20 protein-coding genes are annotated in these 21,305 nt (G+C 31.1%); 9 read left to right on the plus strand and 11 right to left on the minus strand.

Translation table 11 applies throughout. From position 1 onward, the window contains the following. Positions 1-87: 87 nt before the first annotated feature. From IBJ83_RS01970 to IBJ83_RS01985, 4 genes are all read right to left on the minus strand, one after another. Complete coding sequence (locus IBJ83_RS01970) at positions 88-498, minus strand: sigma-70 RNA polymerase sigma factor region 4 domain-containing protein (RefSeq protein WP_002843645.1); 411 nt, start codon at positions 496-498, stop codon at positions 88-90. Positions 499-754: 256 nt separating this feature from the next. Beyond that, positions 755-2,116 carry an MATE family efflux transporter gene (locus tag IBJ83_RS01975; protein WP_002843655.1) on the minus strand — a complete coding sequence of 454 codons (1,362 nt, stop codon included), beginning with the start codon at positions 2,114-2,116 and terminating at the stop codon, positions 755-757. A gap of 15 nt (positions 2,117-2,131) precedes the next feature. Next, positions 2,132-3,850: an ABC transporter ATP-binding protein gene (locus IBJ83_RS01980; protein ID WP_068472566.1), complete on the minus strand. Its 1,719-nt coding sequence runs from the start codon at positions 3,848-3,850 to the stop codon at positions 2,132-2,134. A 10-nt stretch (positions 3,851-3,860) separates the two neighbouring features. Beyond that, positions 3,861-5,594: an ABC transporter ATP-binding protein gene (locus IBJ83_RS01985; protein ID WP_002843630.1), complete on the minus strand. Its 1,734-nt coding sequence runs from the start codon at positions 5,592-5,594 to the stop codon at positions 3,861-3,863. 231 nt (positions 5,595-5,825) lie between these two features. On the opposite strand from IBJ83_RS01985, the gene IBJ83_RS01990 reads away from it, so the two are divergent. From IBJ83_RS01990 to IBJ83_RS02025, 8 genes are all read left to right on the plus strand, one after another. Then, entirely contained in the window at positions 5,826-6,800 is a 975-nt protein-coding gene (locus IBJ83_RS01990; protein ID WP_002843648.1) for a helix-turn-helix transcriptional regulator, read from the plus strand. A 215-nt stretch (positions 6,801-7,015) separates the two neighbouring features. Further along, a complete protein-coding gene (locus tag IBJ83_RS01995) occupies positions 7,016-7,951 on the plus strand; it encodes an ABC transporter permease (protein WP_002843642.1) in 936 nt (311 codons plus the stop codon). After that, on the plus strand, positions 7,952-8,770 hold the full coding sequence (locus tag IBJ83_RS02000; RefSeq protein WP_002843647.1) for an ABC transporter permease: 819 nt from the start codon (positions 7,952-7,954) through the stop codon (positions 8,768-8,770). 2 nt (positions 8,771-8,772) lie between these two features. Then, positions 8,773-9,576, plus strand: coding sequence for an ABC transporter ATP-binding protein (locus tag IBJ83_RS02005; RefSeq protein ID WP_002843643.1), 804 nt, complete (start codon positions 8,773-8,775; stop codon positions 9,574-9,576). Next, a complete protein-coding gene (locus IBJ83_RS02010) occupies positions 9,560-10,339 on the plus strand; it encodes an ABC transporter ATP-binding protein (RefSeq protein ID WP_002843631.1) in 780 nt (259 codons plus the stop codon). Before IBJ83_RS02005 ends, IBJ83_RS02010 begins: the two co-directional genes overlap by 17 nt. 71 nt (positions 10,340-10,410) lie before the next feature. Then, positions 10,411-12,045 (plus strand): ABC transporter substrate-binding protein, encoded by a 1,635-nt coding sequence (locus tag IBJ83_RS02015; RefSeq protein WP_002843664.1) that lies wholly within the window; start codon positions 10,411-10,413, stop codon positions 12,043-12,045. Between the two features lie 180 nt (positions 12,046-12,225). After that, on the plus strand, positions 12,226-12,585 hold the full coding sequence (locus tag IBJ83_RS02020; protein ID WP_201275138.1) for a plasmid mobilization protein: 360 nt from the start codon (positions 12,226-12,228) through the stop codon (positions 12,583-12,585). Continuing rightward, positions 12,586-13,917 (plus strand): relaxase/mobilization nuclease domain-containing protein, encoded by a 1,332-nt coding sequence (locus tag IBJ83_RS02025; protein ID WP_201275139.1) that lies wholly within the window; start codon positions 12,586-12,588, stop codon positions 13,915-13,917. A gap of 5 nt (positions 13,918-13,922) precedes the next feature. On the opposite strand, the gene IBJ83_RS02030 is transcribed toward IBJ83_RS02025, so the two are convergent. From IBJ83_RS02030 to IBJ83_RS02045, 4 genes are read right to left on the minus strand one after another with little or no spacing between them, the layout of a single operon-like run. After that, complete coding sequence (locus tag IBJ83_RS02030; protein ID WP_201275140.1) at positions 13,923-14,585, minus strand: MAE_28990/MAE_18760 family HEPN-like nuclease; 663 nt, start codon at positions 14,583-14,585, stop codon at positions 13,923-13,925. After that, positions 14,575-15,684 carry a DUF262 domain-containing protein gene (locus tag IBJ83_RS02035; protein WP_201275141.1) on the minus strand — a complete coding sequence of 370 codons (1,110 nt, stop codon included), beginning with the start codon at positions 15,682-15,684 and terminating at the stop codon, positions 14,575-14,577. The genes IBJ83_RS02030 and IBJ83_RS02035 overlap by 11 nt, the downstream gene beginning before the upstream one ends. Further along, positions 15,681-17,102 carry an Eco57I restriction-modification methylase domain-containing protein gene (locus IBJ83_RS02040; protein ID WP_070496689.1) on the minus strand — a complete coding sequence of 474 codons (1,422 nt, stop codon included), beginning with the start codon at positions 17,100-17,102 and terminating at the stop codon, positions 15,681-15,683. Before IBJ83_RS02040 ends, IBJ83_RS02035 begins: the two co-directional genes overlap by 4 nt. A 27-nt stretch (positions 17,103-17,129) precedes the next feature. Beyond that, positions 17,130-17,336 (minus strand): helix-turn-helix domain-containing protein, encoded by a 207-nt coding sequence (locus IBJ83_RS02045; protein WP_070496688.1) that lies wholly within the window; start codon positions 17,334-17,336, stop codon positions 17,130-17,132. A 145-nt stretch (positions 17,337-17,481) separates the two neighbouring features. On the opposite strand from IBJ83_RS02045, the gene IBJ83_RS02050 reads away from it, so the two are divergent. Next, entirely contained in the window at positions 17,482-18,471 is a 990-nt protein-coding gene (locus IBJ83_RS02050) for a DNA cytosine methyltransferase (RefSeq protein ID WP_201275142.1), read from the plus strand. A gap of 296 nt (positions 18,472-18,767) precedes the next feature. Here the strand turns inward: IBJ83_RS02050 and IBJ83_RS02055 are convergent, their stop codons facing one another. From IBJ83_RS02055 to IBJ83_RS02065, 3 genes are all read right to left on the minus strand, one after another. Then, positions 18,768-19,547 carry a PDDEXK family nuclease gene (locus tag IBJ83_RS02055; RefSeq protein ID WP_070496684.1) on the minus strand — a complete coding sequence of 260 codons (780 nt, stop codon included), beginning with the start codon at positions 19,545-19,547 and terminating at the stop codon, positions 18,768-18,770. Positions 19,548-19,549: 2 nt separating this feature from the next. After that, entirely contained in the window at positions 19,550-20,518 is a 969-nt protein-coding gene (gene dcm, locus IBJ83_RS02060; protein WP_201275143.1) for a DNA (cytosine-5-)-methyltransferase, read from the minus strand. Between the two features lie 118 nt (positions 20,519-20,636). Beyond that, the gene (locus IBJ83_RS02065) at positions 20,637-21,296 is read right to left on the minus strand and encodes a single-stranded DNA-binding protein (RefSeq protein ID WP_070496680.1); all 660 of its coding nucleotides are present in this window, start codon (positions 21,294-21,296) and stop codon (positions 20,637-20,639) included. Positions 21,297-21,305 lie beyond the last annotated feature (9 nt).

A 21,305-nucleotide genomic window follows, 5' to 3' on the forward strand; every position in this document is an offset into this window, starting at 1 on the left:
GCACATCTCTTACTCAAGAAAGTAAAGGAGGTCAAACTCCCCTTCACTTTACATAAGGAAAATTTGACCCCTTTGGTTACCAAAGTTTTAAAGTTCTTCGATAAATTTTTTCAACTTTTCAAGAATTTTGTTTCTTCTTTTGATTAAAGCCGGATGTGTAATACTTTTGAGCTTTGCCACTGAACGAACCGTTTCATCATTGAAATACAGTCTTTCGATAATATCTCTTTCTTCTGCATTAAGTCTTGATATAGCACTTCTGACTGCTTCAATCATCATCTGTGTTTCAACAATCTTTTCTACATCAACACTTTCATCAACAATATTATCTACAAAATGTCCATCATGATCCATTGAAGAAAAAAAGAGCAAGTGGTTTTTCTTGTCCACCTGCTCTAAATACTTTTCGTGTTCTTTTTCTCGCCAGTAGACTTTATATATCTGCTCGCTGACTTTAACCTTTTGCCCGTTTACATAAAGGTAATATTCTTTTGGCATTTTATTTCCTCCATTTCTTTTTGTCTGCGTTTTTAGACAAAAAAAGGAGGACTTCTGCACATAGGCATAATAAGTCCTCTGAAATGAAAGAAACTTTCTCTTTCTCTATATTTTAAATTTGATTGTTTATGATAATTACCAGTATCAAAAAGGGCTATTGTTTTTTTCTATATGAATAACCGACCCTACATAACACATAGTAATTACCTCCACTATTTAATCCATTTTTCTTTTACCTCACCTTTAAAAATACGCATTAAATCACTCCTACTTTTTCAGAATTCTTTTTTCTACTTATCGTTCTATGCACACTTATGGCAAATGGTATTGTTATAAGCGTTGTTATGAAATCCGAAACGGCTTGAGCGTATATAACACCGTTTAATCCGATAAACTGGGGCAAAACCAGAATTATAGGAATAAATACGATTCCTTGTCTACAAATATTCAAAAAGCCTCCCTCAAGGGCTTTGCCCATTGAAAGATACAATGTAGAGTAAGTAAATTGAAATCCAAATGTAACAAACATTATTACACCTGCCCTTAATGCAGGAACCGCAATTTTTAGAACATCATCACCAGTTCCGAATATTGATAATATACTTGGTGCAAAAATATAAATAATAGCAGTCCAAGCTACACAAAAAATGTTAGTCCATTTTATACAGCATTTAATTGCCTCATCTAATCTTGTATAATTTTTCGCTCCGTAATTAAAACCTGCTAACGGTTGTAATCCTTTCATATATCCAAATACTACATTTGTTCCTAATGTAACAATTCTGAGAACTATTCCCATAGCCGCAATTGCTTCTTCTCCATATAATGATGCAGACGAAGATATTTTACTGATAGATATACTTGAAAACACCTGTAGTAGAAACATAGAAATTCCTACTTTTAGAATTTCTTTATAGATACCGGATGTAGGCTTAAAATTAATTAGTCTTATTTCAAGAAAACTTTTCCCTCCTTTGAAATAAAACAGATACATTAAACCTGTTACCAATTGGGAAATTAAAGTTGCAATAGCAGCTCCTTTTACACCTAAATCAAACTTATAAATAAAAACTGGATCTAAAATCATATTAAGTACGGAGCCTACAATCATTGCTTTCAAAGAAACTTTAGCCGCTCCTTGTGATACTGCTATATTTCCTGAAGTTACATTTATTGTGCTAAATATTGCACTTGCGATAAATATACCAGCATATATCTTTGCCATATCCATAATCGAAGGAATAGCACCCATGAATTTTAGAACTTCAGTTAAGAACAGAAATAAAAGCACTCCTACTGTCAAACCGATAACAGCACTTGAAAACATTGACACTGTTGCGACAGTATCTGCTTCTTTCTTATTTTTTCCTCCTAACAAACGAGAAATATATGAACCTGCTCCCGCACCAAAAGTTAAACCTATTCCGGAAAATATTAATGAAATAGGAAATGCAACGGATACAGCAGCAACTGCTTGTTTTCCCAAACCAGATACAAAATATGTATCCACGACATTATATAATGCCATCACCAACATACTTATAACCATTGGCATTCCAAGTTTAAAGAGTGCCTTTGTTATATTTTCTTCGCTCATAATTTTTACTTTATCGTTCACTTTATACTCCCTTCATCAGTCTTTTTTCGATTCTATTTGTTTTGTTATCATCTTGTAATAATGACCCTTTTTCTCAAATAATTCTGCATGATTTCCAATCTCTTCTATTTTTCCTTTATTCAGCAAAATGATTTGATCTGCATTTTTTATCGTATGAAGTCTGTGTGCAATAACAAACACTGTTTTTCCTTTTATTAAATGCTCAAAGGCTTTGTTAATCTTCATTTCATTATCCGCATCTAATGATGCTGTGAATTCATCTAATAGTAATATTGGAGCATTTTTCAAAATAGCTCTGGCAATACTAATTCTTTGCTTTTCACCTCCAGAAAGAGATGTTCCTCCTTCAGCGACTTTCGTATTATAGCTCTCCGGCAATGAAGTGATAAAATCATGACAACAAGCTATTTTTGAAGCCTCTATTACATCGTCATAACTTGCATTCGGATTTCCTATCAGAATATTGTTAAATATAGTATCTGATAGCAAAATATTTTCTTGGAACACAGCTCCAACTGAAGCTAATAAACTATCAGGATTGATATTTTTAATATTCTTATTGCCAATTAAAATTTCTCCATTTGTTACATCCCAAAATCTTGCAACTAAATTCATTATTGTACTTTTCCCTGCCCCAGATTCTCCAATTAGAGCTGTTACACTTCCCTCATTTGCCGTAAAACTTATATTATGCAATACCTCTTTATTATCATCGTATGAGAAATAAACATCTTTAAATTCCACAGAATAACTACATATTTCATCTTCCTTATTATCGAAATCAAATGTTTTATACTTCATAACTTCATCCAAATTATTGGAAGCAATTTTCAGGTTTTTTAGCATAATATAGTATCTTTCAAATGAGCTTAAAATCCCTGACAAAGCAATTCCCATAACCATGAAAGCGATAAGTGATTCTCCTTTAAAATCTCCTTCTAAAAACAAATAGCCCCCACCCAACAGAGTCATTGGGATTATGAAATTCACTAATGAAGCATATAGTGCTGTTGGTAGTGCCAACTTCATTTCAGTGCTAATGCCATTTTTTCTCACTAAATCCATATTGTTTTTTAATCTCTCGAAATTTGATGCCTGCATATTATATGCTCTGAAAACCTTAATACCGCCTATATATTCCAATACAGTGGAAATCATAGTTTCATTTATCCTTCGTTTATCTATCTCCAGTATTTTGGCTGTTTTTTCTCCAAAGATTAAGATAGGAATGGAAAGAAAAATCACAAAGCATTCTGCAAGAGCCAGTTTATAATTGATAAAAAATGTACCAATTATCAGAAATATACACATCGTTGCCATTTTTATTAAGAATGGCAATGTGTGTGAAAGCAATCCTTCAAAACTTGTCAAATCATTTGTTAAAGTATTGATTAAATATCCTTTGCTATTTTTATTAAAGTATCCTAAACTTAATTTTCTAAAATGATTAGCTAATTTAATTCTCAATTCCCCTGTAATCTCAAAAGAATTTTCAAAAGACATTAAGTAACTTTTTCTATATGCTAAAATTCTCAGTATCACAGCCGCCAGACATACAACAGTATATTTGACTACGCCGTTCATATTTAATGTCCCGTTGAAAATATCAATAATCGTCAAATACAAAATAAAATATGTCACCATACTTCCTAAGCTGTCTAAGCACATAAGAAATATAGGGAAATACAGTTTTCCAAAATTTTTTCCTATCAATTTTTTTATATCTTTAACCATACTATCCCCCCTACTCAACATAATTTTGTATATAAATATTCCACATATCTGCATAATGCCCGCCTAAATCAATAAGCTCATTATGTGCCCCTTGTTCAACAATTTTCCCTTTTTCAAAAACCACAATTTTATCAGCATTCTTTATTGTGTGCAGTCTGTGAGCAATCATAATCACTGTTTTATTCTTTAATAAGTTCTCTAATGCAATTTGAATCTTATGTTCATTTTCAATATCGGAATAAGATGTCGCTTCATCAAAAATAATAATCGGGGCATCCTTTAAGATCGCTCTTGCAATGCTGATTCTCTGCTTTTGACCTCCAGATAATTTAAAGCCTTTATCACCAATTTTAGTTTTATATCCATCAGGCAAGCCAGAAATAAAATCATGTATTTGAGCATTTTTGGCAGCATAATATACTTCTTCTTCATTGACATTTAAGCCCATTCTGATATTTTCAAATAATGTATCCTCCATAATAAAGACATCTTGAAAAACAAAAGAAATTGATGCCATAAGCGAGTCCGTACTTAACTCATTAATTGGAATACCGGATATTCTAATTTCGCCACTGTCAACATTCCAATACCTTCCTATCAGTGTTGCAGCAGTCGTTTTACCTGCTCCCGATTCACCAACAAATGCAGTAAATGATTTAGGCTCTATCTTCATTGAAATATTTTTCAATACAAGGTTGTTTTCATCATATCCAAAATTCACATTTTCAAATTCTATTTCTAACGATTCTGATTTAACCCTTTTTTCGCCGTTTTTTTCAACAGGAGCAGAAAATAATTTCTTTATATTTACAAGCCCGCTATTTAGCTCTATTCTTCCCATAGCGATATTGAACAAATTAAAAAATGTTCTATAAAAACACATCGTCAATAACATAAATACAAGTAATTCTTGTGATGAAATCAATTTATTTAAATATAAATAGCCTCCAATAGGTAAAGTAAATAGCACTCCTGAATCTAAGATTACAATCGTGAATGCGAGTGGATAACAAGAGCATTTAGCCATATCTTTAAGACATTTAGTATATTTTTTTGATGATTTGCTTAAGCTGACAAACTTATCTGCTGTCAGTCCAAACATTTTTATTATGGACATACAGTTCACATATTCATTCGTTACTCCCATCACCTCCGAAAATGTATTGGTATACTTCATTGTTAAATCTGGATATTTTCTCATCATGAATGTAGGTAAAAAAACACCCACAATAACGGGTATTATCATAACCAATGTCATCCAAATGTTTATACGAAACATTAATACAATCGCTATAACAGGAATTACTATTGCCTGAATTATCTCAACTAAATTATGTGCTATAAAGACCTCAAGTTTTTCTATATCGTCAAATAACGCTGCTTTTAATTCTCCTGTTGATTTATTGTTGAAAAACCCCAAATTTACTTTTGATAGATATTCCAAAGCTTCCATTTTTAAACGGTGCATAATGTTGTAGGCTGCGACATGAGTACATATCATTGTTGCCGACATCAAAATATTTTGTAAGATGGTCGATATAACCATAACCAATGACCACATCAATACTGTATGAATGTTTAGAGTCTTACCTATTAAAGATAAAATCATCTGATACAAAATAACATAGGGGGTAAATGATAAAACTCCACTGAATATCCCTAACAATACACCTATAAAAATTTTGACTTTTTCATATTTCAACAATGAAAATATACTTATGTTTTTTTCATCAAGTCTTTCCATGTTCTCTCACCTCTTTATCGTTTATTATCACTAATAGGGTATGATAAAGGAAAAAATAAATCAACATATTGCATTTCATAAATAATCCAGTCTAAATATTGATGTAACCCCTTTATTTAAGCCATTTTTATCGTTTTTTTCGTTTAATAATTAAAAATATCGTGATATAAATTTGGTTGATTATGATATTAAATTATGGTAGAATGATATAATGATAAGGAGGTATGTTTCATGAAAAAAACAGTCATTAAATATTACGAAGAGCTTCCACAAAATTTGCATTTTTATAAAATAGAAGAAGAGTCAACATTAGGTAATAATTTCTACCGAATGAATGCCGAATATGGTTGTGGTAGTGTGCAAGTAATGAATTTCCACAATCAATTTCTAATTATTATTGCCGACTTTATCCCAAGTAACAATTTTGAAAAGGTATCTGAAATAGAAGAAGAATATTTTGAAATCAGTCAATTTGAAACAGATTCCAGTTACTTCAAGGTAGGCGGAAAAAAAGTGAAACAAGTAGATAAGGGAATTTGTTGTTATGCAAATACAAGAAAAAGTGCCTATGCTTTTTGTGAGTCAAACAAATCAACCTGTTTTACAAAAGTAATCATAACAAAGAAATACTTTGATTCATTTTTAGAAGAAAGATTTGGTAATGCCTATGAAACCTCAAAAGATGCTTTAGACTTTCTTGTAGAAAACCCCAACTCTCCGGAATTAAATTTTGTTTTTCAGCAAATAAAAGATTGTCCTGCTGTTGGAAATACCAGAAATTTATATATGGAAGGAAAGGTAATTGAAATACTTTCGCTTATAACAAACACGATAGAAATGAAAAAAAATCGTCCTCATATTTCTGTAAAATTAGATCGTAAAGACAAGCGTTCATTGAATAAAGTTATTACATTCATGAAACATAATCTTTCATCCTATCCTTCTATTGAAGAATTGTCTAAAATAGCTAATATGAGCTGTTCTCGTTTCCAAATGGCTTTTAGACAAGTATACGGGACAACTGTTTACGAGTATCTAAAAGTAATGCGAATGAATTATGCTCTTCTTTTATTACAGGATACGGATGATAAGATTTATCATATTGCTCTAAAAGTCGGATACAAAAATGCAGGGCATTTCGCAAAAATTTTTAAATCAACATTTAAGATGAGTCCTATGGAATATCGTAATATTCACCATCTATAGCATATATGGTATCATGATATTTTTTATATGTATCACAATATTTTAACTTATTGTTCTTATACCTCTTCTTAAATCCTTATTTTCAGCGATTAAACATGGACTTTTAGCGTTTTTTTAATGAAACTAATCGCCCTTGTTTATAAGTCTAATATAATGTAAAATGTGAGTTAGTTAAGCTAGGCTAACTCACATTTTTTAGTTAAGGAGGGATTATTTTGAGAATCATAAATAAATTTTTCAGATTGGTTTTAGTGCTATTTATGATCAGTATAATATCCTTTTTTCTGGCAAATATATCCTCCATTGACTCTGCTGAAACAATCGGACATCATCTGTATGGTAATCCAAGCCAAGAACAAATTGAAAATATTCGTATAGAGAAAGGATTGGATAAACCTGCACCTATTCAATATATAAAATGGTTGCAACACGCATTGGTTGGTGATTTAGGAATATCCTATCAAACATCAAATCCTGTATTAAGCGATATTAAAGATAAACTTTTTGCCACTGTTAAACTGGTAATTGTATCTCTTTTTTTTATTGCGGTGATTACTATTCCTCTTAGTTTAGTTTCAGCGTACAAAAAAGATACTTTAATAGATAAATCTATTCAAGTTATAACCATATTAGGTATTTCTGTGCCTTCATTTTGGCTCGGATATGTACTTTTATCTATATTTGCAATTAAACTTCCCATTTTTAAAGTTGTCGAATACGGAAACTTTAGAAGTTTGATTCTTCCAGCAGCAACTCTGGCAGCACCTGTTATTTCTTCATCTGTAAAGATATTAAGAACCACACTATTAGAAAATTCCGAGCAGGAATATGTTACATACGCCAGAGCAAGAGGATTATCCTACAAAAGAATATTATACGCACACATTCTAAAAAACTCTCTTCCCCCAATGATTACTTTATTTTTTCAAAATATAGGAATGATGATTGCAGGAAGTGTAATTGTGGAGAATGTATTCTCATGGCCGGGACTCGGAGCATATTTTATGTCAGCCATTGTAAATCGAGATACTCCAGCAATTACCGGTTGTATGTTAATACTTGGTATGATCTTCGTTATATCAAACTATGTATCCGAAAGTATCAATCATTTTTTAAATCCTCATATTTTTACTATAGAGGAGGATAATTAAATGTTTCGCAAAATACTTGCCAACAAACAACTATTATTCGGTTTATCACTGATAATAATTTTTATTACTATCGCTATATTCGCACCATTGATTGCACCAAATAACCCTTATGAAGTAGACATTAGCCAGAAGTTTCTGACTCCATCTCACAACTTTCCTTTAGGTACAGATCAATTAGGGCGTTGTGTTTTATCAAGGCTTATTTATGGAGCCCGATACTCACTTAGCATTGCATTTCCAAGTATTTTCATTTTAGCCTTGATTAGTACCATTGTCGGAACTATAAGTGCTTGGTTTGAAGGTTTTTTAGATAAACTAATTTTGTTGCTTTGTGATGTTTTTATGGCATTTCCACCTATTGTCATTGTTCTATCTCTTTTAGGAATACTTGGTCAAGGCAGCATAAATTTAATCATTTCCATAATTTTATCTATGTGGATTTGGTTTGTAAAAGTAATTAGAAGTTATGTTCTAATTGAGAAAAGGAAGAACTATATCATTGCAGCTAAAATTTCAGGATGCAACTCCATAGAAATTATAGTTAAACATATATTTCCTAATATTGCTCCTCTCATAGTTGTGTATTTTAGTACAGGAATTGCAGCTATTATTCTAATGATTTCAGGTTATTCCTTTTTAGGCGTAGGACTATCTGAAAACATTCCGGAATGGGGAATTATGTTGTCAAACTCAAAACAATACCTATACTCAAATCCAACACTTATTATTTATCCCGGATTATGTATTCTTCTAACTTCTGCCGGATTTAATATTTTTGGAGAATCTTTAAGAGATGTACTTTCCCCGAAGGAGGATTAGATATGAATACACTACTTCAAGTTAGAAATTTAAGTGTGATACACAGAAAAACAAAACAGAAATTGGTCAATAATGTAAATTTCAGTCTTAATAAGAGCGAGATTTTAGGTATTATCGGTGAAAGTGGAAGTGGCAAAACATTAACTTGTCGTTGTATCCTTGATCTGTTGAGTAAAAAAACATTTGATATAAGCGGTGAAATTATATTTGAGAATAAAAACATCATTTCTTTACCTGAAGAAAAATTGAATTTAATTCGTGGAAATAAAATAGCACTAATAATGCAAAATCCTATTGTTGCCTTTGATCCTATGACAAGAATAGGCAAGCAAATGATTGAATCAATACAAATACACAAAAACTTACACAAAAATGAGATTCTATCTATGTTAGAGAAAATGCTAATCGAATTTGGAATGAAAGATGTCCACAGAATTTTTCGCAGTTTTCCTTCTCAGCTAAGCGGAGGAATGTTGCAAAGATTGATGATTATATTAGCTTTGTCATTATCTCCCGACATAATAATTGCAGATGAAGCTACGACTGCACTTGATATAAAAACTCAATCTACTGTTTTAGATGAGTTTAAAAAGATAAAGGAAATGGGAATTTCACTTATAATCGTTACTCATGATTTTGGCGTAATCGCAAAACTTGCTGATAATGTAGTTGTTATGAAAGATGGGAATTTTATTGAAAGTGGAACTGTATACGACATATTTGATTCTCCAAAAAACAGCTATACCAAAGAACTTCTACTTTCCAATCTTTTGAAAGGAGGTAAAAAAAATGATTGTTGCAAATAGTTTGAGTAGAAAATATCAGTGTGATTCATCGGGTAATAAGGAGTTTATATCTGTAGATAATGTTTCATTTACTTTACTTCCTAACTCATCTTATTCACTGGTTGGTGAAAGCGGATCTGGAAAAAGTACACTTTCTCTAATGCTATCTGCCATTCTTCCCCCCAGTGAAGGCACAATTTATTTTAATGATAAAGACATATGGAAAATGAATAAAAAAGAACTTCTCGCTATGAGAAAAGATATGCAACTGGTATTGCAAGACAGTTCTGGAGCTTTGAATCCCAGAAAAAAGATTTGCGAAAGTCTGTATGAACCTATCAGCAAATTATGCCACTTAGATAAAGCAGAAATCAACTCATTGATTTTATCAACATTACAAAAAGTGGAACTTCCTGAAACGGTTTTATCTAAATATCCCCATGAGTTATCTGGCGGACAACAAAGTCGAGTTTGTATAGCAAGGGCAATATGTGTAAACCCTAAATATATTATTTTCGATGAGTCTGTCAGTGGATTAGATTCAACTGTACGCAAGAAAATTTTAGACCTTCTCATAGATATAAGAATACAAAACAATATTACCTACTTATTTATTACTCATGATATTGATGTTGCTCTATATATGGCAAATCACATATTTGTTATGAAAGGAGGAAAAATAGTGGAAGAAATACCTAATGCTGTTTCGTATGATTCATTTCATGGAGAATATTCAAGGGAGCTCATCAATGCCCTACCTCCTAAATCTCCATATGACAGATGATTTACGAAACTACTTAAAGTTAATGATGGGCAAAAACAAAAAAATATAGTTTAAAGAAAGGATGTGTTTTTATGAAAAATACAAAAAAATTTTTAGGAGTATTACTTGTATTCGTTATGATACTATCTATTACAACGGGTTGCAGTTCAAAAAACGGAAATGAAAACTCACAAAAAACAAAAGAGTTAACATTCTGTGAAAGTTGGAATTTTGATGGAGGTTTCTCCGTCTTTCAAGAACCTTTAATGGCAAATGGAACTTTCGGATTGTTATACTACATTCCCAACTTCTATGAAACGCTTATAAAATATGAAAATGGAAAAATTACTCCGGGACTTGCTGACAAGTGGGAAGTCAGCAAAGACAACATGACTTATACTTTCAACCTAAAAAAGAATATTAAATTCTCTGATGGGGAAGAATTAACTGCCGAAGTGGTAAAGAAAAATTTTGAAAATGTTGGTAAAAATTTAGGAACATACAATGGTTTCTTTGGTTTAACAAGCACACTGATAGAAAAAGTTACTGTTATTGACAAGCATACTGTATCCGTAAAGTTATCAAACCCATATTATGGAGCTCTTACAGATTTTACACTTCCTTTGCCAATGGGAATTATGTCACCAAAAGCATTTAATGAAGATGGTTCTCTATCCGACTCAATTAAAAATGCTACAATGGGAACCGGTCCGTATATGTATGATGGTAAGAAAGAAAATGATACTTATACATTTGTGAAAAATCCGAATTATGACCGTAAAAAAGTTGATGTAGAAACTTTTAAGATCAAAGTTATTCCAGATAACGATGCAAAATTACTTGCTCTGAGAAACAATGAAATAGATATGATTCTCGGCACTAACAACCTAAGCTATGATTCTTATAACACTTTGCAGAAAGATAAGAATTTTACAGGAAAAACATCAGAAACAGTTATACAGACCAGATATGTTGGAATCAATTCGGACATCGCTCCATTTAATGATATTTCAGTTAGAAAAGCTATAAATCATGCCATAAATACCGAGTCCATAAGAAAAAATATTTTAGGCGATGTAGAAAAAGAAGCAACTTCTATATTAGATAAAAATTTGCCATATTGTAATGTTGACACCGAATCATACTCTTATTCTGAACAAAAGGCAAAAGAATTACTTGAAAAAGCAGGTTGGAAAGATCAAGATGGCGATGGCATTCGTGAAAAAGACGGTGTTAAACTTTCTGTTAATATTTCTTGTGCCAGTGAACAAGCTATGCTAAAAGATATTTCTGAAGCCATTGCAACAGATCTAAAGAAAGTAGGATTTGAAACGAAAACTTCCAGTTCTGAAACAATGAATCATTTTAAAAATGTTTCTGAAGGAAAATATCAAATGGCGATTGGAATAACATATAATATTCCTATGGATCCTTACAGACTGGTTGCAGCATTTTCCAAAAATCCTGTCATGGATAATATGACTTCAAAAGCATTAACCAGCATGAAAAATTCAGATGAAGCAATTAGAAGTTTAAACGCAATGACTGATGAAAAAGAAATACAAAAAGTATACAATAGTATTATAACTGCACTACATGACGATGCTGTATTGATTCCTATTTCAAGAACAGTAGGAATGACTACTTTTAACTCCAGCAAAATAGCTGATTATACATTCAGTTTTGAACCGGATTATTTAGATGTATCAAACATAAAAACAAAATAAATTAAACTTGCTTAACGCTTGCTACAAATCATTCTTTTGTAGCAAGCACAGTAAGTGTGTACCCACTTACGAAAAATCGATGAAGCAGCCCCTCGTGGAGTTGCTTCTTTTTTTATCAATTTTTAACTTGTTAGGGCGTACCCTAAGACCCCAAATACTTTAAGAAAGGAAGTTATATGAATGGCAAATAGAATTAGAAATGTTCAGCTGAAAATAAACTTAACAAAAGAAGAAAAAGCACTCTTTGAAAAGAAAATGAAGATGGCAAAGTGCAAGACCATGAACCATTTTCTAAGAAAAGTGGTATCTGAATCAGATATTTATGTTGTCGATTTGCAACCCTTTAGGGAAATACAAGGATTACTTTTTCGATACGCAAGTAGTGTAAACCAAATTGCTAAACGAGTTAATTCGACTGGTGTTATCTATAGCGATGACATCAAAGATATGCAATCCCAAATTGAATATCTATCAAAAGAAATATGGCAAATACATTCCCTACTACTTAATAAAACTACTAACAAAGGAGATGATATATAAGTGGCAATCACAAAAATACATCCTATAAAATCTACACTTAATCTTGCTATTGATTATATTACCAACGAAGAAAAAACCGATGAAAAGATTTTGGTAAGCACTCACAACTGCTTTGCTTCTACTGCTCATACATCTTTTTTAAAGACAAGAGAAGATAACAAAGTGAGTGGTTCTGTACTTGCAAGACACCTTATTCAATCTTTTCTACCCGGTGAAGCAACGCCAGAAATGGCACATCAAATCGGTCTTGAACTGTGTAAAAAGATATTAAAGGACGAATACGAATTTGTCTTATCTACTCACATAGATAAAGGGCATATCCACAATCACATCATATTCAATAATGTCAATATGGTTAGTGGCAAGTGCTATCAGTCCAACAAGAAAAGCTACCATCAAATCAGGTATCAAAGCGATAAGCTATGCAAAGAAAACAACCTATCTGTGATTGATGGGTTCTACGAAAGCTATAAGAGAAAGTACAAAACGAATGGCAAGTCTTGGTATGAAAATGACCAATTTAAGAAAGGTACTTCTTGGAAAAGTAAGCTACAATTTGACATTGATAGAATGATAAAACAGTCTAAGTCTTGGGAAGAATTTCTAAAGAAGATGGTTGAACTTGGTTATGAAATAAAGCATGGCAAACACATCGCCTTTAAGCATAAAGACAAAGAAAGATTTACAAGAGCTAAGACGATTGGTGAAGATTATATAGAAGATAGACTAAAAGAACGCATTGTAGAAAATGCTACTCAAAGAATCTATGCTGTTAAAAAACGTATCGGAAATATTATAGATATTGCAAATAATGAAAAGATAAAATCAAGCAAAGGCTACGAGTATTGGGCTACAAAACATAATTTAAAAACTGCAGCCAATACTGTGGTTTTGATGCGTGAAAAAGGATTTAAGTCTATCTCCCAGCTTGATGAATACATTAAAAAGAGTGCATTAAAAAGACAAGATTTACAGGATCAAATCAAAGTTATTGATAACAAAATTTCAACTCTATCAAATACTATGGAGCAAGTTCATACTGTTACGAAGTATCGTCAAATTTATCTAGCTTATAAGAAAGATACGACTGATAAAGCATTTTATGATGAATATAAATCACAGATTATCTTGTATCAGAACGCCCTTGCAGAACTCAAAAAATCCTACACAAAGCTCCCTAATTCTAAGGATATTCTAAAAGAACTTGATTCATTGCATGAAAAAAAGAATACCCTAATGCAAGAGTATTCTTCTGCAAAATCCGATATGAAAGAACTGTATCAGATCAGAAAAAATTATGAGAAATATATGGGTAAGGAGATGGAGAGGTAGCTTTATTAAATTCTATATTCTTCATTTCTAGCTGCCTCTTTAATGTTTTGTGCAAAATTGTTTATTAGTTCAACAATAGTTTCATGGAGATCTATATAATCATTTGCATTTGAAATTCCATCCAGCATCTCTAACCTCTCTCCGTGTGCTATTTTATTTCTATTTCCCAATAATCTCTGATCAACCAGCATTTTTTTGAGCATATATGGATCATAATCTATACCTATTGTGGCAGTAATTTCCTTAAATATATCCATTTTAAGATTACTATCTGTTTTAATTATATTTTTGCATGGAATACGAGAACATTCTTCTTTTTTTGCATAAATTTCATCTATCAATTTATTATGAATAGATGCTTTTTTTGTGTCTTCAAATTCAACTAATGAATGCTTCATTGTAATAGCTAAAAAATTGTTCTTTAGTTCTCCATATTTTAAATTCAACCCTGCGACATATACCAAATAATATTCCGCTATTGACTTTACAGCACCTTCCCAATGTGCATATAACATAGCTATACCTGTTCTTATAGCCCTAGATTGTTCACTTTTTTCTTTCGTTTTAGATGACTCAACATCAACTTTTATTGATGTTAGTTCTTTTTTTCTCCATGCCAATTCATCATCTATTTTCTCTTCTAAACTAGTTAAATCTTTAATCTTCATTTCCGAAAAACTCTTTTCCTAAAAGTGTTAAATCTTTAAATCGTGGTACAGCTCTTGCTCCTTTTTTTGTGCTTTCAATATACATATCAGTATCATAAAACTCTCTGATTAGATCTACCAAAGTCTCTGATTCATTTTTTTCTATATAATCAATATTCATGTAAATGCCTGATGCAATTCCTTGAAATGCCGATACTAAAAATGCTCCCTTATGTTTATCCTCAGTATATTTTTTAAATGAATCTTCTCCTAATAATTCGTTTAATAGCTTAAAAGTTCTGTTAAATCTATCTTCTATAATTTCATAGTCTTCTTCCTTAATCGTTTCAAGAATTTTAATAGTTTCTCTATCCAATAATTCTCCAAGATCATTGTAATTTGATGTATCATCCAAATTCATTTTAACTGCAATTAGAAGGCGTAAAATCAATTCTAACTTAAATTGTTCATCTTCCTTTCTATCCGTTATAGTTACACACTCATTAAAGTCATTATTTTTTGACAATTTATCCAAAAATACATAGAAATCTCTATTTGTCATTATCATCAAACAATTTCTAACTTCTTGATCCGATAACTTTGACCCGCCTGTGTTCAATCTTTGGAAAAGCTCGTACTTCGTATTTGGATCACTTTCCTTCTTTACAATTATCACATCAATTCTTGCTCTTTTAAAAGCTAGTTGTTGCTCCTTTGTAAATGATTTTTCTGGATTACTAGGATTGTTCCACATCATGCCATCGAATGAAGGTAAATAATCTGTCTTCTGTAGTACTAATGGTTCTATTTCTTTATTATTTTCATCTTTAAATATCCCTACAAATTGAAAAATTGTAGATAATCGCTGAACACCATCAATTACATCCCATACCCCTTCATCATTTTGACTTACAAAAATAGATGGTATAGGGATATTTAACATTATTGATTCTATCAATCTTGTTTTCTGAGATTCACTCCATCTAAATACCCTTTGAAATTCTGGATGTATGTCCATTTCTCCATCTCTATATATATTTATTAGTTCTCCGATAGACATTTGATAGGCATCTCTAAATATTTTACTTGAACGTTCAATTATTTCATCTTGTAAACTCATCTTATCCTCCATTTGCTAATATCAAAATTTTTTATATCATTTGCTGTTATTCTTAAAGAAGACCCACTTACGTAAATCCCTATTCTTTTTACATACTCATAAAACTCGTTACTTTCAAGTATTTCCTTAGCTAAAGATAAATCCAAATTAGTTTTAGGTACAATATATATTCCAGAGTACGGTATAGTATTTTCGTCTAGTTCATAAACATTAACTCTATTTGTGACAATGAATGACATCAATAACTTTCGCTGATTTAAATTATCTATAGCCTGCGAACGACCATATTCAAACCACTTACTTGATTTATCTGAATCTCTAGACTCCAATTTATCTCTAAACTTTTCAAGGTGTTTTATGATTCCAGGATACTGTCTATCCATAGTATCTGTTTCGATTTTTATTAATCCTGCATTTCCAAATTTATAGGGGAAAATTATTAATTCGTCTACATTCCTACTTAGTGACCTAGGACTTGCAGCTATCTTAACGAGTTCTTTCTCAATAAGAATATTGTCAACCAAGAAATATTCATCTTCTTCCTCGTAATTCTTAATTACAAATGCTTCATTTAATAAAGTAGCGACACTTGTAGCCGCCAGAAAGCAATCCGAAAACAAAACTCCCCCATCATTACAATCATTATTAAAAATCCACTTATCGTTTAAATTTCTTTTATCTATAAACAATGTTTTTTTGTTGCTTATGTCGTAATACTTGATATTAGAATATTTATTTGCAGATTCACAAACAATTATAGATGATGAAGTAAGTACATTCTTAAATATTTTTTCTGTCGTATAGTCAAATATTTTTGTTATTTTATCTAATAAAATATTTCTCAAATCTTTAGCAAATACATTTTTAAAAATATTAGTAGGTATTAAATATGCCATTTTACCGTTTTTACCTAAATATTTTAAGCTCATTTCTATAAAAGGATAACAATAATCAAATTTCCCCTTTTTACATGAAGCAAAATTTTGTCTAATAAATCTTCGATTTTCTTCATCAATATTTGTATAAGATATGTAAGGAGGATTACCAACTATGAAATCAAATGATGATTTTATTTCTAAAGATAAAAAATCATCGTTTACAATATTCCACTCAACATCATTTAATCCGTATGATTTAGCAACTATGTCAAGGTTTTTTTTACAATTTTCAAAATTTATCTTGTCATACTCTACAGCAAAAAAATCACGTTTAAGCCCATCTATAATATCATCATCAGCAATGCAACATTTCTTACAATCTTCAATATATCTCTTTATTGCCTCACATAAAATTTGTCCATCCCCGCAAGAATTTTCTAAGAATTTCTTTCCATATAAATCAACTGTATAACCGACTTCATCAAGCATTTTTTTTACAATATAAGTCGGTGTAAACACATGGCATTTTTCGTTAACCATAAACTTACCTTCTTTTTCCCTTATTTTTCATTTCTCTTCAATGCACTCCATAATATCTGATATATCACATTGTAGAAACTCACATATTTTTATTAACACATCTGTAGTTACATTTTCATCTTTCTTTAACTTATAAAATGTACTTCTACTAATCCCTGTTTTATCAATTAAGTCTTTGTGTTTTATATCTCTATCAATCAATAATTTCCATAATTTTTTATAGCTAAATTTCATTATAAACTCCTCGATATCATTCAATTTCATAGCTTATAGTTTATTATATCATACTTTAGTTCAAATTTATATACTATTCTGTTGACACAAGCTGTATAATGGTATAAAATAAAAATGCGCAGTGCGCTATCAAAAGGAGGTTCTTATGATTGATGTAAAAAACAAAAATCTTACAGGTTTAAAATTTATAGATTTATTTGCTGGACTAGGAGGATTTAGACTTGCACTAGAGTCTTTTGGTGCAAAGTGTGTTTACTCCAATGAATGGGATAAATATGCACAGGAAGTATATCAAATGAATTTTGGAGATAAACCCGAAGGTGATATTACACTCGTTGACGAAAATAGTGTGCCAGATCATGATATTCTGTGTGCAGGTTTCCCTTGCCAAGCTTTTTCAATTAGTGGAAAACAGAAAGGTTTTGAAGATAGCCGAGGAACTTTATTTTTTGATGTGGCTAGAATTGTAAAAGCTAAAAATCCAAAAGTTGTTTTCATGGAAAATGTTAAAAATTTTGCATCTCATGACAATGGGAATACATTAAAAGTTGTTAGAAATACGATGGTAGATTTAGGCTATGACTTCTACTCTGATGTTTTAAATTCTCTTGACTTCGGAATACCTCAAAAGAGAGAACGTATATACATGGTTTGCTTTAGAAAGGATTTGAACATTAAGAACTTCACTTTCCCAAAACCTTTTAAGCTTTCTACATTTGTAGAAGATTTATTATTACCTGATGAAGATGTATCCAATCTTATAATAAATAGATCTGATATGGTATTAAAAGATACAGAAATCAAAGAAAATTTAAATAAGACAATAAGAATTGGAACAGTTGGAAAAGGTGGGCAAGGTGAAAGAATTTACAGTCCTAAAGGAATTGCAATTACTCTATCTGCATATGGTGGTGGTGTATTCTCTAAAACAGGTGGTTATTTAATAAACGGTAAAACAAGGAAGTTGCATCCTCGTGAATGTGCTCGTATTATGGGGTATCCTGATTCATATTTAATTCATCCATCATCAAGTCAAGCATATAAGCAATTTGGCAATTCAGTTGTGGTTAATGTTTTACAATATATTACTAAAAATATGGGAGAAGCATTGAGTCATGAATACAGCTATATTTAAAACTTGGTTGATTCAAAATGGTAGTTCACCTAAAGTCGCTACAGACACTATTTCCAGGCTTAAAAAATTGGACAGAGCTTTAATTGAATCTCCCATATCTTCATCAATAGACTCAGAATTTAATAAAGATATTTGTGAGCAGCTTTTAAAATGTTTTTCTAAGAGTGGAAAAAATCAAATTATGGACTCGTTTCAATTATATTCACTTCCTATTGGCAAGAGATATATACACACGTACAAACTATCATTGACTAAATATATAACATTTAAAAAGGAGTACCCTGACGGGTAACTCCTTATTTGCTAATTGCATTTTCAAATTGAATAAGATCCTTTTTTTGTTGTTCAATATCATAGTCCATTAATTCTATTGAAAATATTACATTTGCATTTCTAGTGTTAGATAATTTTCTAACTTTATAATTACTTCCGTTTTCTCTAAGAAGATAGTCATACTTATTCCCATTAACCTTTATTCCATCTAAATGGCTATCAGAAATAATATCTAATCCACTAAAACTAAAATCTATCCCTGCAATGCTCATTGCATATTCAAAATCAGATTTATTGGAATTATTTAAGCTAGATGAACCACTCTTCTTTTCCCTATACTTCGCTGTTACATCAAAATAATTTGGAAATTGATCTATTGGAAATACCAAAAACTCCCCTCTATCTTTTGTTATAAAAAATTCTGCACCTTTTTCTTTGTAATAGTTAATTATCCAATTATAGAATACTGATTTTGGCATATTAATATCCGAACCCGCTGTCCCAGAATTACAAAATTCATCAAAATTGCTATCCATAAAATTAACTATCATTCTAGTGTATTCATTTTCACTTGTCTTATTTTTAGTAGAATACTTGAATACACCATTTTTTAAATCTGGCAATAGTACAAATTGACCGCATTGAGCATTTGGCATTTTTGCTTCTATATAGAAAGCTTTATCTTTCCCATGATAAAGTATATCGCTCACAGTTGAATCAGATTCTCCTTGTTGTTCAAATTTAATTCCATATTTTTCATTTAAATATGCTGTACACTCTTCTTCAAAATTTCTCCAACTCATTTTTATACCTCCTCCAATCTATCTAAAATAGCTTTTCCAATGCTTTGAACCACATTGGCTGTCATTGCATTTCCTGCTTGTTGAAGCAAATGACGATTACTTACCTTGCCAGACACTTTTTTAATAAAGCAATCATCAAACCCTTGAAATCTCAATGCTTCCTCACCTTTTAGATAGTATATTTTTTTATCTCTAACATAATAAATACCGTCTCTATGTGCTCTTAAGGTTGGCATTCTATTATGATATAAACGCAAATCAGACATTCTAGTGTCTACTACAACATTATTCATCTCAAGTATTTCTTGTATTTTAAATTTGCCAATATTTTTTTCGTTATTCAGATACCTTAATGAAAACCAATCATAATCCTCTTCCGACATATAATTGTCAGTTGGATTAAAGTATGAATCAATTTGAACTCGCTCTTTTTCATCCGGCCAAGTAAAGTTCGTTATTCCCAAAGAATTTTCAAATCCTATTATATAAATTCTTTGTCTCATATGTGGAACTCCATAATCAATACTATTCAACACTTTATGGTAAATTGAGTATCCTGATTTAGATAAAGTAGAAATAATATCATTAAATGTTTTACCTTTATCGTGTGTCACCAATCCTTTTACATTCTCAAAAATAAACACCTTTGGTTTCTTCTTTTTCAAAATATCAATAAGGTGATATATTATCTGACCTCTTGGATCCTTTGTACCTTCTTGCCTACCGATAACAGAGAATGTTTGACATGGAAATCCAGCAATCATAACATCAAAATCTGGAATGGCGTTACAATCTATTCTTTTTAAATTACCATAATTAACATCAGTTTTATCATCAAATAATAAATTATATGTTCTATTCGCAAGTCTACTTGTATCAGAAGATCCCACACAAGTTAATCCACATCTTTCTAACCCTAATCTTCCTCCACCAATTCCAGAGCAAAAATCAAAAAAAGTATTTAACTCCATGTTAACCACCTACTTCAAAAACTATTACCTTTTATTATACCAGCCATGAAAAATCTATTCCAGAGCTAATTTTCATAAAAAAATAATCGGTGCAGTCCGAAGACCACACCGACATCTCTTATCTCTCAGTTTCCTTTGAAGCTTCTTTCTTCTCCATTGGTTTTGCTTTTTCCTCAGCTTTATATTTTTTTATTGCCCCAAGTACAGATTCTTTCTTTTCTCCTTGGTTCTTCATCTGTTCCTTTGCTTTAAGAAGCTTGGACGATAGGATTCTAACATTAGTATGCTCTTTTCCATTATCGTCAATGGATGTTCTTACTTGACCAAAAATCTTTACAAAGTCACCTTGCTTAAAATACTTTGGAATATCTCCCTTATCTCCATAAGCCGAACAATTTGTATAAGTCTTATTTCCCTCATCATCTTTTGACACAACCGAGAAATTAACTACTTCAAAGGCTTCTCCATTTTTGTTTTCTCTTTCAATTGTTTCAATCTCACCTACGACATTCCCAACAATATTCACCAGATTATTATCTTCTTTTTCGATTGCTGCACTTTCTTTAATCTGTCCATTTTCTCTAAGTTCATCAATCAAATAATCAAACTCATCATTAAGTAAGCTCATGCTGTCATTATCCATATACTCCTGGTATAACTTGTCCAAGGCATCTTTATCATTGATTCCTTTCTCAAAACTAATTAGTGCCTTTGCAAAATCTTCGTGATTTTCGTTTGCCATTTGTTCTAGTGTATTTCTCATTTCTTTGTAGTTCATAATATACCT

Source organism: Parvimonas parva (assembly GCF_016552165.1).
Lineage (GTDB): Bacteria > Bacillota > Clostridia > Tissierellales > Peptoniphilaceae > Parvimonas > Parvimonas parva.

What these genes read in the sequence shown, in the direction of transcription:
- IBJ83_RS01980 (WP_068472566.1), bottom strand. Translation starts at nt 3,850, where the DNA reads ATGGTTAAAGATATAAAAAAATTGATAGGAAAAAATTTTGGAAAACTG.
- IBJ83_RS02045 (WP_070496688.1), bottom strand. Translation starts at nt 17,336, where the DNA reads ATGAAATTTAGCTATAAAAAATTATGGAAATTATTGATTGATAGAGAT.
- IBJ83_RS02040 (WP_070496689.1), bottom strand. Translation starts at nt 17,102, where the DNA reads ATGGTTAACGAAAAATGCCATGTGTTTACACCGACTTATATTGTAAAA.
- IBJ83_RS02020 (WP_201275138.1), top strand. Translation starts at nt 12,226, where the DNA reads ATGGCAAATAGAATTAGAAATGTTCAGCTGAAAATAAACTTAACAAAA.
- IBJ83_RS02010 (WP_002843631.1), top strand. Translation starts at nt 9,560, where the DNA reads ATGATTGTTGCAAATAGTTTGAGTAGAAAATATCAGTGTGATTCATCG.
- IBJ83_RS02050 (WP_201275142.1), top strand. Translation starts at nt 17,482, where the DNA reads ATGATTGATGTAAAAAACAAAAATCTTACAGGTTTAAAATTTATAGAT.
- dcm (WP_201275143.1), bottom strand. Translation starts at nt 20,518, where the DNA reads ATGGAGTTAAATACTTTTTTTGATTTTTGCTCTGGAATTGGTGGAGGA.
- IBJ83_RS02065 (WP_070496680.1), bottom strand. Translation starts at nt 21,296, where the DNA reads ATGAACTACAAAGAAATGAGAAATACACTAGAACAAATGGCAAACGAA.
- IBJ83_RS01990 (WP_002843648.1), top strand. Translation starts at nt 5,826, where the DNA reads ATGAAAAAAACAGTCATTAAATATTACGAAGAGCTTCCACAAAATTTG.
- IBJ83_RS02005 (WP_002843643.1), top strand. Translation starts at nt 8,773, where the DNA reads ATGAATACACTACTTCAAGTTAGAAATTTAAGTGTGATACACAGAAAA.
- IBJ83_RS02030 (WP_201275140.1), bottom strand. Translation starts at nt 14,585, where the DNA reads ATGAAGATTAAAGATTTAACTAGTTTAGAAGAGAAAATAGATGATGAA.
- IBJ83_RS02055 (WP_070496684.1), bottom strand. Translation starts at nt 19,547, where the DNA reads ATGAGTTGGAGAAATTTTGAAGAAGAGTGTACAGCATATTTAAATGAA.
- IBJ83_RS01970 (WP_002843645.1), bottom strand. Translation starts at nt 498, where the DNA reads ATGCCAAAAGAATATTACCTTTATGTAAACGGGCAAAAGGTTAAAGTC.
- IBJ83_RS01985 (WP_002843630.1), bottom strand. Translation starts at nt 5,594, where the DNA reads ATGGAAAGACTTGATGAAAAAAACATAAGTATATTTTCATTGTTGAAA.
- IBJ83_RS02035 (WP_201275141.1), bottom strand. Translation starts at nt 15,684, where the DNA reads ATGAGTTTACAAGATGAAATAATTGAACGTTCAAGTAAAATATTTAGA.
- IBJ83_RS02015 (WP_002843664.1), top strand. Translation starts at nt 10,411, where the DNA reads ATGAAAAATACAAAAAAATTTTTAGGAGTATTACTTGTATTCGTTATG.
- IBJ83_RS02000 (WP_002843647.1), top strand. Translation starts at nt 7,952, where the DNA reads ATGTTTCGCAAAATACTTGCCAACAAACAACTATTATTCGGTTTATCA.